12 protein-coding genes are annotated in these 14,846 nt (G+C 72.5%); 10 read left to right on the top strand and 2 right to left on the bottom strand.

Annotated elements, in window-relative coordinates:
• The first annotated feature begins 285 nt into the window (after window positions 1–285).
• The 8 genes from ACFY04_RS32455 to ACFY04_RS32490 all read left to right on the top strand — a co-directional run bounded on the left by ACFY04_RS32455 (window position 286) and on the right by ACFY04_RS32490 (window position 6,880).
• Window positions 286–513 carry a hypothetical protein gene (locus ACFY04_RS32455; RefSeq protein ID WP_389122295.1) on the top strand — a complete coding sequence of 76 codons (228 nt, stop codon included), beginning with the start codon at window positions 286–288 and terminating at the stop codon, window positions 511–513.
• 204 nt (window positions 514–717) lie between these two features.
• Window positions 718–1,473 carry a response regulator transcription factor gene (locus ACFY04_RS32460; RefSeq protein WP_389122297.1) on the top strand — a complete coding sequence of 252 codons (756 nt, stop codon included), beginning with the start codon at window positions 718–720 and terminating at the stop codon, window positions 1,471–1,473.
• Window positions 1,470–2,858 carry a sensor histidine kinase gene (locus ACFY04_RS32465; protein WP_389122299.1) on the top strand — a complete coding sequence of 463 codons (1,389 nt, stop codon included), beginning with the start codon at window positions 1,470–1,472 and terminating at the stop codon, window positions 2,856–2,858. The genes ACFY04_RS32460 and ACFY04_RS32465 overlap by 4 nt, the downstream gene beginning before the upstream one ends.
• Window positions 2,859–3,075: 217 nt before the next feature.
• The gene (locus tag ACFY04_RS32470; protein WP_389122301.1) at window positions 3,076–3,303 is read left to right on the top strand and encodes a peptidoglycan-binding protein; all 228 of its coding nucleotides are present in this window, start codon (window positions 3,076–3,078) and stop codon (window positions 3,301–3,303) included.
• A gap of 317 nt (window positions 3,304–3,620) precedes the next feature.
• Window positions 3,621–4,412, top strand: a complete 792-nt coding sequence (locus tag ACFY04_RS32475) for a tyrosine-protein phosphatase (RefSeq protein ID WP_389122303.1) — start codon at window positions 3,621–3,623, stop codon at window positions 4,410–4,412.
• Window positions 4,413–4,481: 69 nt separating this feature from the next.
• Entirely contained in the window at window positions 4,482–5,426 is a 945-nt protein-coding gene (locus ACFY04_RS32480) for a hypothetical protein (protein ID WP_389122305.1), read from the top strand.
• 154 nt (window positions 5,427–5,580) lie between these two features.
• The gene (locus ACFY04_RS32485; RefSeq protein WP_389122306.1) at window positions 5,581–6,069 is read left to right on the top strand and encodes a hypothetical protein; all 489 of its coding nucleotides are present in this window, start codon (window positions 5,581–5,583) and stop codon (window positions 6,067–6,069) included.
• Window positions 6,050–6,880 (top strand): inositol monophosphatase family protein, encoded by an 831-nt coding sequence (locus ACFY04_RS32490; protein ID WP_389122309.1) that lies wholly within the window; start codon window positions 6,050–6,052, stop codon window positions 6,878–6,880. The genes ACFY04_RS32485 and ACFY04_RS32490 overlap by 20 nt, the downstream gene beginning before the upstream one ends.
• On the opposite strand, the gene ACFY04_RS32495 is transcribed toward ACFY04_RS32490, so the two are convergent.
• Window positions 6,864–7,016 carry a hypothetical protein gene (locus ACFY04_RS32495; protein ID WP_389122311.1) on the bottom strand — a complete coding sequence of 51 codons (153 nt, stop codon included), beginning with the start codon at window positions 7,014–7,016 and terminating at the stop codon, window positions 6,864–6,866. The genes ACFY04_RS32490 and ACFY04_RS32495 overlap by 17 nt on opposite strands.
• Before the next feature lie 160 nt (window positions 7,017–7,176).
• Between ACFY04_RS32495 and ACFY04_RS32500 the strand changes: the two genes are divergently transcribed.
• Window positions 7,177–7,527: a VOC family protein gene (locus tag ACFY04_RS32500; RefSeq protein WP_389122312.1), complete on the top strand. Its 351-nt coding sequence runs from the start codon at window positions 7,177–7,179 to the stop codon at window positions 7,525–7,527.
• 64 nt (window positions 7,528–7,591) lie between these two features.
• Here ACFY04_RS32500 and ACFY04_RS32505 read toward each other — a convergent pair whose 3' ends face one another.
• The gene (locus ACFY04_RS32505; RefSeq protein ID WP_389122314.1) at window positions 7,592–8,782 is read right to left on the bottom strand and encodes an SLC13 family permease; all 1,191 of its coding nucleotides are present in this window, start codon (window positions 8,780–8,782) and stop codon (window positions 7,592–7,594) included.
• A 159-nt stretch (window positions 8,783–8,941) separates the two neighbouring features.
• Between ACFY04_RS32505 and ACFY04_RS32510 the strand changes: the two genes are divergently transcribed.
• Window positions 8,942–14,815 carry a TIR domain-containing protein gene (locus ACFY04_RS32510; RefSeq protein WP_389122489.1) on the top strand — a complete coding sequence of 1,958 codons (5,874 nt, stop codon included), beginning with the start codon at window positions 8,942–8,944 and terminating at the stop codon, window positions 14,813–14,815.
• Window positions 14,816–14,846: the final 31 nt, after the last annotated feature.

Consider the following 14,846-nt stretch of genomic DNA (forward strand, 5'->3'; position numbering starts at 1 on the left):
CGGCCGAGTACTCACACCATCACGAACGGCCGAATCGTCACACCGGTCACGGCTGACCAGGACATCTCACCAAGATCCTGTTACGAGCTCTAAGGCGTTTCTAAATCCCTGACCTGCCGAATCGCGCGAGACGCACGGGGCATCTGGAGCCGTGGGTGGATTGCCTGCTCCACCCAGCCACGGTCGCCCGTACCGGCCGCGTCTCGGTGTGGATCCCGGCACGCGCCGTCGGCCGGACAGCGCGCTCAGCGTGCTGGACTGGCGCTGGCGCGGCAGGCTAGGGGCGTGTCGGACCAGACGGAAATCATCGTGCATCCGGTGTCCCCGAAGGGTGGCCGGAAGGTCACCGTTCATGCGCTCGGCGTGGACGTGGACCTCGGGCGTGCGCACACGCCGAGGGACGTTGCCGAGTTCCTGCGTCGCGCCGGCCTGGAGGACGTGGACCTGAGCGAGGACGGGCCGATCACCTGGGAGGGCGGCGGCCCCGAAGTGTGGAGGCGCCCCGATGCCTGAGGGCCAGCGGTGGCACTCGGGGAGCCAATCGGGGAGCCACCGGAGGCAGCACAAGCCGGATCTGCCTGGACTGCCATGGACAGGGGGGAGCCGGAACCCTTGGGGTGGAAGGGTTCCGCGAGGCCGCTTCCTCAGCCCCTCTTTTCCCCCGACTTAAGAACGTTCTAAGAGGTTCTCTCAGAAGCCTTTGGCAGGCTTTGCCCCATGAGCTCCACGGACAGCGCAGGCAGCGCAGGCAGCACACGCGGTACAGGCAGCGCAGGCGGCACGGGCAGGCAGCGCATCCTCGTCGTCGACGACGAGCCCGAGGTGCGGGCAGCCGTCGAGGACGGCCTCGCGGTCGAGGGGTACGAGGTACGGGGTGCCCCGGACGGGCTCGCGGCGCTCTCCCAGGTCGCGGCCTGGGAGCCCGACGCGGTCGTCCTCGACGTGATGATGCCCGTACTCGACGGCCTCGCCGTCTGCCGGCAGCTGCGGGCGCTGGGCGACCGTACGCCCGTCCTCGTCCTGACCGCGCTCGGCTCCGTCAGTGAGCGCGTCGACGGACTGGAGGCGGGCGCAGACGACTACCTCGTCAAACCCTTCGCCCTGGACGAGCTGGTCGCCCGGGTCCGCGCGCTCCTGCGACGGGCCGCGCCCGGACCCGCCGGCACGGCCGCCGCCCCGCTCGGCTTCGCCGACCTCGTCCTCGACCCCGCGACCCGGACCGGGCGCCGGGGGAGCCGTCCGCTGGAATTCAGCCGTACCGAAGCGGCCCTGCTCGAACTCCTCCTGCGCCACCCCGGCCAAGTACTCCCGCGCGAGCTGATCCTCGAACTCGTATGGGGACGGGACTTCGGGCCCGACTCCAACTCCCTCGCCGTCTACGTCGGCTACCTGCGCCGGAAACTGGAGGCCGCGGGCGGGGCCCGGCTGGTGCACACCGTCCACGGGGTCGGCTACCGGCTGGACGCGGCGTGAGCGGCGGCCGCCGGCGGCTCGGCCGGGTCTGGCGCAGGCGCGGCCCCCTGCGCACCCGGCTGGCGCTGTCGGTCACCGCCGCCGTGGCCCTAGTGGCCGTCGGCGTGTGCGCGGCGGCGTTCCTGGTGGTCCGGTCCGCACTCTACGAGCAGCTCGACCTCAGCCTCACCCAGTCCGCGCGGCTCGCCGCCCAGCGCAACCCGGGGGCCGGGCCGGGCACCCTGGCCGGGGAATGCCGGTTCCTGGCGGCTCCCGCCTGCGCGGAGGTGGTGGCCGCCGACCCGGCCAAGGACCCTGAAACCCCGGGACTGCTGCCCGTGGACCCGGCCGCGCGGGAGGTCGCCGCGGGACGGAAGGCCCCCTACTACACGAACATCACGGTGTCCGGGTATCCCGCCCGGATGCTCACCACCGACTACGCCAAGGGGCGCGCCCTCCAGGTGGCCCTGCGGGCCGACACCGTCGAGGACGGCATCGAGGAGGCAGCCCGGTGGCTGGTGCTGACAGCGGTGATCGGCGTGCTGCTGGCCGCCCTGCTGGGGTCCTGGGTCTCGCGGACCGGCCTGGCCCCGGTCACCCGGCTCACCGCGACGGCCGAGCGGATCGCCGCCACCCGCGACGCACGGCACCGGATCGAACTGCCGCCACCGGGACGGGAGGACGAGATCACCCGGCTGGCCGCCAGCTTCAACACCATGCTGGGGGAGCTCGAACAGTCGGTCGCCGCGCAGCGCCAACTGGTCGCGGACGCCTCCCACGAACTGCGCACCCCGCTGACGGCACTGCGGACCAACGCCGAACTGCTGGCCCGGGCCGACCGGCTCACCCCCGACCAGCGCGAGCGCGCCTCGGCCGCGCTGGGGCGGCAGCTGCGGGAGGTGACGGGGCTCGTCAACGACCTGATCGAGCTGGCACGCGACGAAGAGCCGCAGCCGCTGGTGGAACAGGTCCGGCTGGGTACGCTGGTGGAGCACTGCGCGCAGGCGGCGCGGACGCACTGGCCGGCCGTGCCCTTCCACGTACGCGTGCCGGCCGAGCCCGTCGTGGTGCCGGGGGTACCGGCGCGACTCAGCCGACTGCTGGGGAACCTGCTCGACAACGCGGCCAAGTTCAGCCGGGGCGGGCTGCCCGTCGAGGTGGAGCTGGTGGCGGGCGTCCCGGGCGGCCGGGGACCGGAGCTGACGGTCCGTGATCACGGTCCCGGGATCTCGCCGGAAGACCTGCCGCACGTCTTCGACCGGTTCTACCGGGCCGGGGCGGCCCGCGCCCTGCCGGGGTCGGGGCTCGGTCTGGCCATGGCCCGGCAGATCGCGCGGGCGCACTCCGCCGAGCTGACGGCGGAGGCCGCCCCGGGCGGGGGCGCGCTGTTCCGGCTGGCGTTCTGAACGTTCCCGGCAGCTGCTCCGTGCGACGGGAGCCTGCGCGATGGTCCCCATGACGAACGAACGGGCCGTGACCGGACCTGCAGGGGCGGGCGGGATCCCGGACCTCATGGCCGTACTCGGCCCCTACGGCGCGGCCCTCTGGCGGCCCTCGCGCTCGCCGCGTCCGCCATCGGCACGCTGCTGGTCACCGCCCCCATCGCCCAGGCCAGTTGGGGCAATGAGCTGCAGGCGTGCAAGAACGCCTACGGCTCCGAGTACTACATGGGCTGGGAGATCCCCACGGTGGAGTGAGGACCAGCCCGGTTTCGTCGACGGAAGCTTCGGCCCCAAGACGTACAACGCGGTGGTGAACTTCCAGCGCAGTGCCTTCACCAAGGGCGGTGCGGACGGCGTCGTCGGCCGCTACACCTGGCACCACCTGATCGCCACCGTCTACTTCGAGTAGTCCGAGTGGGCGGCACGCCCACCCTTCACCGAAAGGAACTTCTGGCATGAACACCATCAGGCGTACGGCGACCCGCGTCGGAGTCCTGGGCGCGACGCTGCTCATGGCCGCCGGATTCGCCGCCCCGCAGGCCTCGGCCGGACGGCATCGGCGGCATCGTCGGCATCAAGACCTGGGGATACCTCATCCCCGCCGCGGAGGGCTGAGTCCCGCTTCCCGGTTGTGATCTTCGTCCCGGTCCACGACGGCACCTCGGTCGGGCGGCCGGTCTGCGGCAGGGTGTCCGGTAAGGAGTCCGAAGACGGGGGAGAGATCCGGTGAAGCGGCACGTCGAGTTCGAGCGTCTGCACAACTTCCGTGACCTGGGCGGCTATCGGTCCGCCGACGGCCGCACCGTCCGATGGGGGACGGTGTACCGGGCCGACTCGCTCGGCAAGCTGGCGGGCGGCGACTGGGAGCGGTTCCTGGAGCTCGGGATCGGGACCGTGATCGACCTGCGGTACCCGTGGGAGATCGAGACCAAGGGGCGGGTGCCCGAGGCGGACAGGTTTCGCTACGTCAACCTGAGCATCGAGCACCGGCCCTACGACCAGGCCGAGATCGATCCGGACATCGACCCCTGGCGGTACCTCGCGGACCGGTTCGCCGAGGTCACCGAGGACGGGGCCGAGGAGATTCGGCAGGTCCTGGAGGAGCTGGCGCAGGCACCCGGCCCCGTGGTCTTCCACTGCACCTCGGGCAAGGACCGGACCGGGCTCATCGGAGTCTTCGTACTGACCCTGCTCGGGGTGGACCGGGCCGACATCCTCGCCGACTTCGCGCTCACCGAGCTGGCCACCGAGCGGCTCGCCGCCGACTGGCGGGCCGCCCACCCGGGCCGGGTCATGAAGTGGCCGAGCTACGGCCGCGCCCCCGCCGTGATCATGGAGTTGGTGCTCGCCGACCTGGAGGCCCGGTACGGATCCGTGCACGGCTACCTCAGGGACCGGGCCGGCCTGTCGGAGCGGACCGCGGAGCGGCTGCGCTCCCGCCTGCTGACCGGCGACGGCGACAGGGACGGCGACATGGACGGCGACAGCGACGGTGGGGACGGCGGCCGCGCGACGTGAAGTCGCTCTGGTGGCGCCACCGGCGCGTCTCCTACCATCGGAACACGGGTGGGGGAGGGGGGTGCGTTCATGGCAGCGCACGTAGGGCGGCTGGAACGCTTCGTTGCCTGGGTGCTGCGGAACGCCGACGTCGTGGTCGCCCTGGGCATCGCGATGGCGGTCGGATTCCTCGACATCTTCGGAGACGTCATCAGTGACGACGTCTCCTCGGGTGCCACGCTCGTCGTGCTCGGCCTCCTCGCGACCGGGTCGATCGTGGAGCGGGTGCGCCGACCCGCGAGCATCCAGGAGGCGATGAGCGGGACCCGGCAGGCCCTGGAAGACCTCGCGATGGTGCGCTCGCTGTCGGGCAACGAGGTCGGTGAGGCGCTGCGCAAGGCCCGCCAGCACACCAACCTCTGGTACTTCAAGGGCGGTACGGGCACCTACCTGCGGGCGGTCACACTGCCCCTGTGCGTGGCCGCCGCGAAGGAACAGCGCTCGCAGCTCAACGTGAAGATCGACATCGTCAATCCGGCCGACGAGCGGGCCTGCGCCGCGTACGCCCGGTTCCGGCAGATGTTCGGCGGGCAGCGTCGCGGAGACGACGTGTGGACCACCGACCGGGTCCGCCGGGAGTCGTACGCGACCGTCCTCGCCGCCTGCTGGTACCAGCGGCAGCTGACCACGCTGGAGATCAGCGTGCACCTGTCGGCCGCCGTCCCGACCCTGCGCTTCGACCTGTCGGAGACCTGCCTCATCATCACCCAGGACGACCAGTCCCGGGTGAACCTGCTGGTGGAGCGCGGGCAACCGCTCTACGACTACTACGTGACCGAGTTGCACCAGAGCCGCGAGCAGGCGACCGTGCTCGATCTGCGCGTCGCCTCCCCGCTCGGCCAGGAGCCCACCGTCGACGAGGTGCGGACGCTCTTCGACGACCTGCGGCTGCCTTTGCCGCGCGTCTTCACCGACAGCGACATCGGCAAGATCATCGAAAAGGCCCTGCACGCGGAGGACCCCTACAGGAGGTGATGCGCTCCGGCGCGTGCCCATGGACCGCGAGCTCGAAAGCACTCTCGTCACCCTGGAGGAGATCGCCTCCGGGACACGGGAGTTACGTGCTGTCCGTCATCCGCTCGGATTTCTCTGCCTGCCACTGCTGAGAGAGGGTCCGCGCGGAATCTGCGTGCATCTCTTCGAGATCGGCAACCGCGCCGATCCGGACGCGTCACCGATGCACGCCCACAGCTGGGAACTGCGCAGCCGCGTGCTGTACGGGCGGGTGGCCAACCTGCCCGTACGGACGAGCGAGGTGCGGGACGGCGAGGAGGGCGCCACCCACCGGGTCTTCGAGGTGCTCAGCGGGAGCGACGGCGTGGACGAGATCCGGCCGACCTCACTCCTGGTACGGAGCGAGCCCGGACCCGCCCACATCAGCGCGGGCGGGGAGACGTACACCCTGCCGGCCGGCGAGTTCCACGCCACCGCACTGGAGGGCGTGGAACCCGCGGCCACCCTGGTGCACGGCATGTCGATCCCCGGGCAGCTCGACCTCTCGCTCGGCCCGCTCGACGGCCGACCGCGCCGCACGACCCGCCGGCTGTGCGACACCGCGCAGACCGTGCGCAGCGTCCACACCGTCCTCAGGAGGATCGATGCCCAACAGCGGGCCTGATTTCGACCATGAGAGGCAGGTCGCCGTCGCCGCGGCGGAGGAGGCGGGCGGCCTGCTCCGCAGGCGTTTCGGCACGGCACGGTGCGTGCGTACGAAGGGCGGGTCGGGGGATGTGCAGATGGACCTCGACCTTGCCGCCGAGAAGCTCGTGCTCAGCCGGATACAGCGCCACTTCCCGCACGACCGGATCCTGTCCGAGGAGGCCGGGCTCCTCGACGCGGCGGGCGAACGGACCTGGCTGGTCGACCCGCTGGACGGCAGCAACAACGTGGTCATCGGGCTGCCCACGTACGCGGTGGGGATCGGGCTGTGCCTGGGCGGCACCCCCGTGATGGGAGTGGTCCACGAGCCCGTCACCGGGGAGACCTGGCACGCGGTCAGGGGGTACGGGGCCCACGGGCCGTCCGGCGCGCTGACCGGCCCCGGCCCCGCCCTGCCACGCCCGGGCCCCGTCGTCGCCTGGACACAGGGGTACGCCGTGGAACGGGGCGACGCGACGGCGGTGGCCCTGCGCGCGGTGCTGGAGCTGCGCTGCCGGCGCGTCCTGCAGCTGTGGGCGCCGCTGCTCGGCTGGAGCCTGCTGGCGCGCGGCACCATCGACGCCTTCGTCGGCTACCGCGCCGAGGGCGTGGACCTGCCGACCGGGGCGCTGCTCGCGGCCGAGGCGGGCGTGGAGCTGCGCACGCTGTCCGGGGCGGCGTTCAGACCCGGCTTCGCCGGGGCCGACACCGGGCGCAGCTTCGTGGCGGCCCGCGGCGAGACCCTCGCGTACCTCCTGGGCGAGGTGGGGGCCATCACCCCGGGCGTCTAGGGAGCGTCAGGCCGGGCTCGAGGGCAAAGCCGCCGCTCGCCTGGATCTTGGATCCGGGCCAGGTGCCGCCGAAGGCGGCGACCACGGAGAAGAGGGCAAGCAGGATCGGTGCGTGCGCTTTGAGGAAGCCCATCACGCCCCTGATCCTGCGCGAACGAAGCAAACGCCGCCGCTGTCGCTTGCCATGCCGCTCAGCTTCGCCGTGTCGTCGAATGCAACCGAAGGTCTTCTTGGATCTGAGCGTGCCAGGATGCCGGGGACACGACCGCCAGCACGTCGACGGGCAGGAGCCAGCCATGATCAGCGGCGCACATGTCATCCTCTACAGCCAGGACGCCGAGGCGGACCGCGCCTTCATCCGTGACGTCCTCGACTTTCCCGGCGTCGACGCGGGCGGCGGCTGGCTCATCTTCAAGCTGCCCCCGACCGAGATGGCCGTGCACCCGACCGACGGCCCGCCCCGGCACGAGTTGTTCCTGATGTGCGACGACCTTGATTCCCAGCTCGGCGAGTTCCACGCGCAGGGCGTCGAGATCACCCGCCCGATCAGCGAACAGCGCTGGGGCAAACTGACTGCGATCCGGCTCCCCAGCGGAGCCGAACTCCCGCTGTACGAACCGCTGCACCCCATCGCCCACAGCCTGTGACCCCACGTAAAGTTCGGCCGATCGCGCCACGCCGATCGGCGGGTCCTGATCGCCCGGACCAGTCCTAAGTGGTGGCCGCCAGCGCCAGTGTTGCCGCCAGCGTGCCCGCCACCGCCAGCACGACGCCCGTACCGAAGAAGCGGCCCAGGCCGATCCGGGTGCCGTGCCAGCGGCACCGCTCGAACCACAGGAGGGTGGCCAGCGAGGCCCACGGCGTGATGACCGGCCCCACGTTGACGCCGATCAGCTGGGCGAGCAGCTGCTCGTGATTGGCCACCGGAATGGCCGCCTCGCCCGCCAGATAGGCCGGGAGGTTGTTCAGCACGTTCGAGAAGCCCGCGCCGACCGCCGCCGACCTCAGCATGCCGACGACGCCGTTGTCGGAGCCCATCGCCGCCGCGAGGATCTCGTGCAGCCCGTGGGCGTTGACCGTCTCCACGACCAGGAACATCCCCGGGACCAGGACCAGGAGCCGCCAGGGGATCAGGGAGAGGCGCAGCGTTTCCCGGCTGCGCACCCAGAAGGCCACGACCACGATCAGCGCGGCCGCCATCGACGCCGACCACAGCGGCACGTCGGCGAGCAGGATCGCCAGCAGGAATCCGGCGCACGCCACCGCGCTCACCCGGAACAGGACCCGGTCCGCGGGGCGCGGCAGGGGCGGAGGAGTGTAGCGGGTCTCGCCGCGGCGCCCCGGGCGCCAGTAGAAGCCCCACAGGCAGGCCATCGTGACCGCGATGGCCGCCAGCTGCGGCGCCCACATGGTGGCGGCCATCTCCGACGGGGTCAGCGCGATCCGGTCCGCGGCCAGCAGGTTCGTCAGGTTCGACACGGGAAGCAACAGGCTGGCCGTGTTCGCCAGCCACACCGTGGTCATCGCCAGCGGTACGGGCGCGATACCGACCCGGGTCGCCAGCGCCAGCATCACCGGGGTCAGCAGGACCGCCGTCGTGTCCAGGTTGAGGGTGATGGTGGTGACGGACGCGAACAGCACGCAGAGACAGAAGAGGAGGGGGTACCGGCCCCGCCCCGCCCGGGCCACCCAGGTGGCGACGACGTCGAAGACCTCCGCCTTGCCGGTCAGTTCGGCGAGGACGATGACGGTGGCCAGGAACACCACCAGCGGACCGATGCGCTCCAGCACGTCCGCGGCGGGTCCGGTGGGCAGCAGGCCCGTGGCGACGCACAGCGCACCGAGTGCGAGCAGGCCGCAGGCCAGCCAGTCCAGTGGATGCAGTCGCCTGAGGAGAGACACGGCGAACAGGTTCGCACAAACACACGCCCCGGCATCAGACGGGGCGGAAGGAATCGGACAGGCCTGCCCGGGCGGGGTGTCCGGCGCCCCGCGCGAGATCGCCTCGTCCTTGACGGGACAAACCCGCAGCCGGGGGCACGGCCCTACGATGGACTCATGATGACGGACGGGCAATTCGGCGCTCCCGCAAGAGAGTTCGACTTCTTCATCAGTTACTCCCCGGCAGACGAACAATGGGCCGCATGGATCGCCTGGACCCTGGAGGAGGCCGGCTACCGCACGGTGGTGCAGGCCTGGGACTTCGTACCGGGGACCAACTTCATAGACTTCATGGACCGGGGAGTCAGCGAGTCCCTGGCGGTCATCGCCGTACTGTCCCGCCACTACGAGCGTTCCACCTACGGTCGCATGGAATGGCAGGCCGCGCTCCGGGCCTCGCCCGAGTCCCCCGAACGGAGGCTGCTGACCGTCCGGGTGGACGAGATCCCGATCGAGGGGCTCCTCGCCACGATCACCTACGTCGACCTCGTCGGAGTGGCGGACATCGACGCGGCCCGCTCCCTGCTGCTGAACCGGGTCGGGCAGGCCGTCGACGGCCATGCCCGGCCGGGCCGCCGTCCCGGCTATCCGGGGAGCGGACCGGGACCCGTCCGCCACCCGGAGCAGCCCAATCCGGGCCAGCCGCAGCCGAGCGCGCTCGCCGGCCCCGGCTGGTCGGGGCGCCGGCGGCCGGCCCGGGCGCCGCTCTACCCGCAGGCCGCCGCAGCCGGCCACAGCGCGCAGGACACCGTGACCGTCCTGCACCTGGCCGGGCCCGACTTCGGGCGCGGCCGCGAACCCGACTCGCTCAGCCGGCAGATCCGCGGCGACCTCATCATGCTCAGGGACGCGGGGGCACCCGCCCCCGACCTGATGGTGGTCACCGGCGACCTCACCGCGTCCGGCAGCCCGCGCGAATGCGACCAGGCCCTCAGCTTCCTCACCGCCCTGCGGTCCCAGCTCGACCTTTCCCCCCAGCGCGTGATGGTGGTACCGGGCGCGCAGGACGTGAACCAGGCCGCGTCCCAGGCCTACTTCCACACCTGCGAGGCCGACGAGGTGGCACCGCAGCCGCCGTACTGGCCCAAATGGCGCCACTACACCCGGCTGTTCCGCGGCCTCTACCAGGGCCTGGACACCGTCTTCGACAGCGACCAGCCCTGGACCCTCTTCCCGGTGCCCGAACTGAGCACGGTCGTCGCCGGATTCAACTCCTCCATGGCCTACAGCCACCGCCCCGAGGAGCAGTACGGCTTCATCGGCCGCGACCAGGCCGCCTGGTTCGCCGAGGCCATGCGCCGGTACGAGGAGGAGGGCTGGCTGCGCATCGGCGCGCTCCGCCACCCGCTCACCGACGGCCGCCGCCCCGGTGACGCGGTCGGCGGCCCCGGCGGGCTGCGGGACGCCGACACCTTCGCCCGGCTGGCCGCACCGCGGCTGCATCTGCTGCTGCACGGGCCGACCGGCGGCCCGCGCACCACCACCTCGGCCCCCAGCCGCACCCAGCTCGCCGGGGCTTCCGGGGCTTCCGGGGCTTCGGCGGCTTCCGCGGGCGCCGGTGAGCTGCCCCTGTTCGGCTCCGCGGCCCCCGCCAGGTTCCAGCTGCTCCAGATCGGCGCCGAGGGCGTGACCCGGTGGGACGACCGGATCACCTCCGCGTCCGAAACCTTCCCCGCCGCATGGCGGCAGACCCGCCGGGTCTTCCCCGTACCGGAACTGCCCGCCGTCATCGACGTCGAGCCGGCCGGCGGCCGGGCCCCCCTGGACGACCCGGCCGCCTCACTCGCCGAACGGGTGAAGGAGATCTGCCGCGTGCGCCGGGAAGGCGTACGGCTGCGCGACGTACCGCGCCGTGAACCGGGCGACATGGTGCAGATCATGGCCACCTGGCAGGAGCAGGAGGACGGCGTCGTCCAGCAGCAGCGCATAGCCGTCCACCCCGGGAGCCCCACCGAGGAGGAAGTCGACCGCTTCATCGCCCAGGTGCACGCGACCGACACCGGCTCCGAGGCCGTCCTGGTGTACGCGGGCGACGCCCCGGCCGGCGGGCTGCGCCGCCGGGCCGCCGCCCACGGCGTCCGGGTCCGGGTCCGCAGCTTCATCGAGTTCCAGGGCCTGCTCGACCTCCGGGGCTACGTCGCCGCGCAGACGGCCCGGCTCAGCAGCAGCGAGCAGTACGCCCCCGGCCTCTACCTCCCCCAGCGCTACCGTGACGCCGACCGCCCCGACGGTCAGGACGGTGCCGGCCAAGAACGTGACGGACTCGTCGAGGAGCTGCTGGAACTCCTGGAGTCCGATCACGGCCGGTTCGTCCTGCTCCTCGGCGACTTCGGACACGGCAAGACCTTCGCGCTGCGCGAGCTCGCCCGGCGCATCTCCGAACAGCTCCCGCACCTGACCCCGCTGCTGATCCCGCTCAATTCCCTCGACCGGGCGCACAGCCTCGAAGGCCTGGTCGCCGCCCATCTGGCCGGCCACGACGTCGACACCATCGACCTTCGGGCCCTGCGCTACATGCTCGCCCAGGGCCGCGTCGTCCTGCTCTTCGACGGCTTCGACGAACTGGTCAACCGGGTCAGCTACGACCGGGCCGCCGACCACCTCCAGGTCCTCCTCGACGCGGCCGTCGACCACGCCAAGATCGTCGTCAGCAGCCGCACCCAGCACTTCAAGTCGCACGCCCAGGTCCTCACCGCGCTCGGCGAGCGCGTCGGCCTGCTCCCGCAGCGCAGGATCCTGGCCGTCGAGGGCTTCACCCCCGCCCAGATCCGCTCCTACCTCGTACGCAGCTACGGCGACGAGCGCGCCGCCGACCGCCGCTACCAGCTCCTGCGCAACATCCCCGACCTGCTGATGCTCTGCCGCAACCCCAGGCTGCTCTCCTTCGTCGCCGACCTGAGCCAGGACCAGCTGCGCGCGGTCGCCGGAGCGGGCCGGGCACTCAGCCCCGCCCGGCTGTACGAGGACGTGTTCACCTCCTGGCTCGACCACGAGGAACGGCGCGGCCAGGGCGGGCCCGGCGCGCCGCCCGGGCTCACCATCGACCAGCTGTGGGCCGCGGTCACCGCGCTGGCCTGGCGGCTGTGGGAGAGCGGCCGCAGCGCCCTGCGGCTCGACGAGCTCACCGAGACCGTGGCCGACACCCTCAGCGAACTCACCGAGTCCCCGCTCACCCCCTCCGAGCGCGCCCAGGCGGTCGGCGCGGGCAGCCTGCTGGTCCGCAGCGACGACGGGGTCTTCCAGTTCATCCACGGCTCCGTCATCGAATGGCTGGTGGCGCGGGAGGCGGCCCGCCAGCTCGCCCGCGGCCAGCACACCCTGCTCCTCGCGCGCCCGCTCAGCCAGCTCGCCGTCGAGTTCTTCTGCGACCTCGCCGACCACGAGCAGTGCGCCCGCTGGGTGCGCGACGTCCTCGACTCCCCGGGGCGCGCGGTCAGCGAGGCCGCCCGGGCCAACGCCGTCCGGATCTCCGACCGGCTCCGGGTGCCGGCCAACGCCGACCTGCGCGGCGCCCGGCTGGCCGGTGAGGACCTCTCGCACCGCGACTTCTCCGGGGTCGACCTCAGCGACGCCGACCTGACGGACGCCCGGCTGATCGGCGCCAACCTCTCCGGCGCGCTGCTGCGGGGCACCCGGTTGACCGGCGCCCGCCTCGACCGGGCCGACCTGAGCCAGGCCGACCTGACCGGTGCGAACCTCAGCCGGGCCCGGCTGACCCGGACCGACCTGCGGGGCGCCCTGCTGACCGGCAGCCGCTGGCACCGGGCCGCGCTCATCGACGTGACGATGGACGACGCGGTGCGGTCGGCCCCCGAGCTCGGGACCGCCGCGATCGCCCCCGGGATGCCCGTGGACGCCGGGTTCCGGCCCTCCGCCGTCGGGGTCCCGTACGGCTTCGGCATGCGCACCAGCCGCCTCCCCGAACCCATCGCGTACAGCAGCGACGGCGAACTCCTCGCGGTCGGCAGCGAGGACGGCTCCATCCTGGTCTGCGGCGCCGACGACGGCCGGGCCGTCCGCACCCTCCAGGGGCACGAAGGGCGCGTGTACGCCGTGAAGTTCCGGCCGGACGTCATCGCCACCGGCGGCTCCGACGGCGCCGTGCGGCTCTGGGACCCGGTGACCGGGGCGTGCCGGCACCACCTGCGGGTCCACCCCGACGGCGTGTGGCCGGTCTCCTTCGACGCGGACGGCAGCCTGCTCGCGACCGGCGACCGCGAGGGCCTCGTCACGGTCTGGGACACGGCCACCGGCGAGCCCGTGCACCGGATGCCGGGTCACACCGCGCCCGTCTACACCGCGGTCTACGGACCCGACGGCCTGCTGCTCACCGGCGACGCCAGCGCGAAGGTACGGCTCTGGGACCTGAACACCGGGCACTGCGTCAGGGAGATCGACGGCCACCAAGGGGCCGTCTACCGCGCCCGGTTCAGTCCCGACGGGACCCTCTTCGCCACCGCCGACCGGGGCGCGGCCGGGCAGGGCGGCACGGTGCGGATCTGGCGGACGGCCGACGCGCGGCTGCTGCACGAGTTCACCGGACACACCGGCCGGGTGTACGTCCTCGACTTCCACCCCGAGGGCAACCTCCTCGCCAGCGGTGACACCGACGGCCAGGTACGGCTCTGGGATCCGGTGGTCGGCACCCCCGCGGGAATCCTCGAACGGGGCACCGGAGCCGTCTACCAGGTGCTCTTCGGCGACGACGGGAAACTCCTCGCCGCCTGCGACAGCAACGGCGCGGTCCGGCTGTGGACGGTCACCGGGCGCCCCCACGGGTACACGATCGCCCTCCATCCCCAGCAGCCGACCGAGCACCGCGGCACGGCCTGGGCGTGTGCCTTCCGGCCCGGCGACAGCCAACTGCTCACCGTCGGCAACGACGGCGGCGCGCAGATCTGGGACGCGGCCACCGGCCAGGGCAAGCGCATCCTGCGCGGCCACGGCCGCCGGATCAGCGGTGTCGCCTTCAGCGCGGACGGCACGCAGCTGGCCACAGCCGGGAACGACGGGGTCGTACGGCTGTGGGAGACGCGCACGGGCCGGCGTACGGAAGAGCTCACCGGGCGCGGCGACCGGCTGGTCTCGGCGGCCTTCAGCCCCCTCGAAGCCATCCTCGCCACGGCCAGCAACGACGGCGACATGTACCTCTGGGACCCGGTGGGCGGCGAGTACCTGAGGGAGCTCGACGCCGAGACCGAGCACGTCTGGGCGGAGGCCTTCAACGCCGACGGGACCCTGCTCGCCACCGCCAACGACGACGATTCCGTACGCGTCTGGTTCCGCCCCACGGGTTCCCCCGTGTCGACACTGACCGAGCACCGGGGCCGGGTCCGCTCGATCGCCTTCCGCTCGGACGCCGACGTACTGGCCACCGGCTGCGACGACAGTTTCGTACGGGTGTGGGACGCGAGGACCGGAGGCCTCCTGGAGCAGCTCGGCGGGCATGCCGACCGGGTGTACGGCGTCGCGTTCGGCCCGGGCAGTGCCTGGCTCGCCAGTGCGAGCTGGGACGGTACGGCCATCGTCTGGCGGGACGGGCAGGCGGATCGGCGCCTGCGCGGACGCGGCGGCAGGCTGTGGGCGGTGGCCGCCCACCCGAGCCGCCCGCTGCTGGCCACCGGCGGCGACGACCGGGCCGTCGGCCTCTGGGACGCGGCGACGGGGGAGCACCTCACCGACCTCGTCGGTCACACCGGCCGGGTGCTCTCGCTCGCCTTCTCCCCGGACGGCACGACCCTGGCGAGCGGCGCCGAGGACGGCACCGTACGGCTCTGGAACGTCCCGGCGGACGGGGGACCGGCCTCCCTGCGCGCGACGCTGATGGGCATGACGGGCGGCTGGGCGGCGCTGACACCGGCCGGCGGGTACAAGTACGAGGGCGATGTGGCCGGTGAGTTCTGGCACGTCGTGGGCATGTCCCGGTTCACCCCGGGGGAGCTCGACGAGTACCTGCCGGGCATCCACCGGCTACCGCTCGGCGAGGAACTCTGACGCCCCGACGGGGATCACGGGACGGCTTAGG

The organism is Streptomyces sp. NPDC001549, from assembly GCF_042894025.1.
In the GTDB taxonomy this organism is placed as follows: Bacteria; Actinomycetota; Actinomycetes; order Streptomycetales; family Streptomycetaceae; genus Streptomyces; species Streptomyces kutzneri.

What these genes read in the sequence shown, in the direction of transcription:
- ACFY04_RS32460 (WP_389122297.1), top strand. Translation starts at nt 718, where the DNA reads ATGAGCTCCACGGACAGCGCAGGCAGCGCAGGCAGCACACGCGGTACA.
- ACFY04_RS32470 (WP_389122301.1), top strand. Translation starts at nt 3,076, where the DNA reads ATGAGCTGCAGGCGTGCAAGAACGCCTACGGCTCCGAGTACTACATGG.
- ACFY04_RS32480 (WP_389122305.1), top strand. Translation starts at nt 4,482, where the DNA reads ATGGCAGCGCACGTAGGGCGGCTGGAACGCTTCGTTGCCTGGGTGCTG.
- ACFY04_RS32490 (WP_389122309.1), top strand. Translation starts at nt 6,050, where the DNA reads ATGCCCAACAGCGGGCCTGATTTCGACCATGAGAGGCAGGTCGCCGTC.
- ACFY04_RS32500 (WP_389122312.1), top strand. Translation starts at nt 7,177, where the DNA reads ATGATCAGCGGCGCACATGTCATCCTCTACAGCCAGGACGCCGAGGCG.
- ACFY04_RS32510 (WP_389122489.1), top strand. Translation starts at nt 8,942, where the DNA reads ATGACGGACGGGCAATTCGGCGCTCCCGCAAGAGAGTTCGACTTCTTC.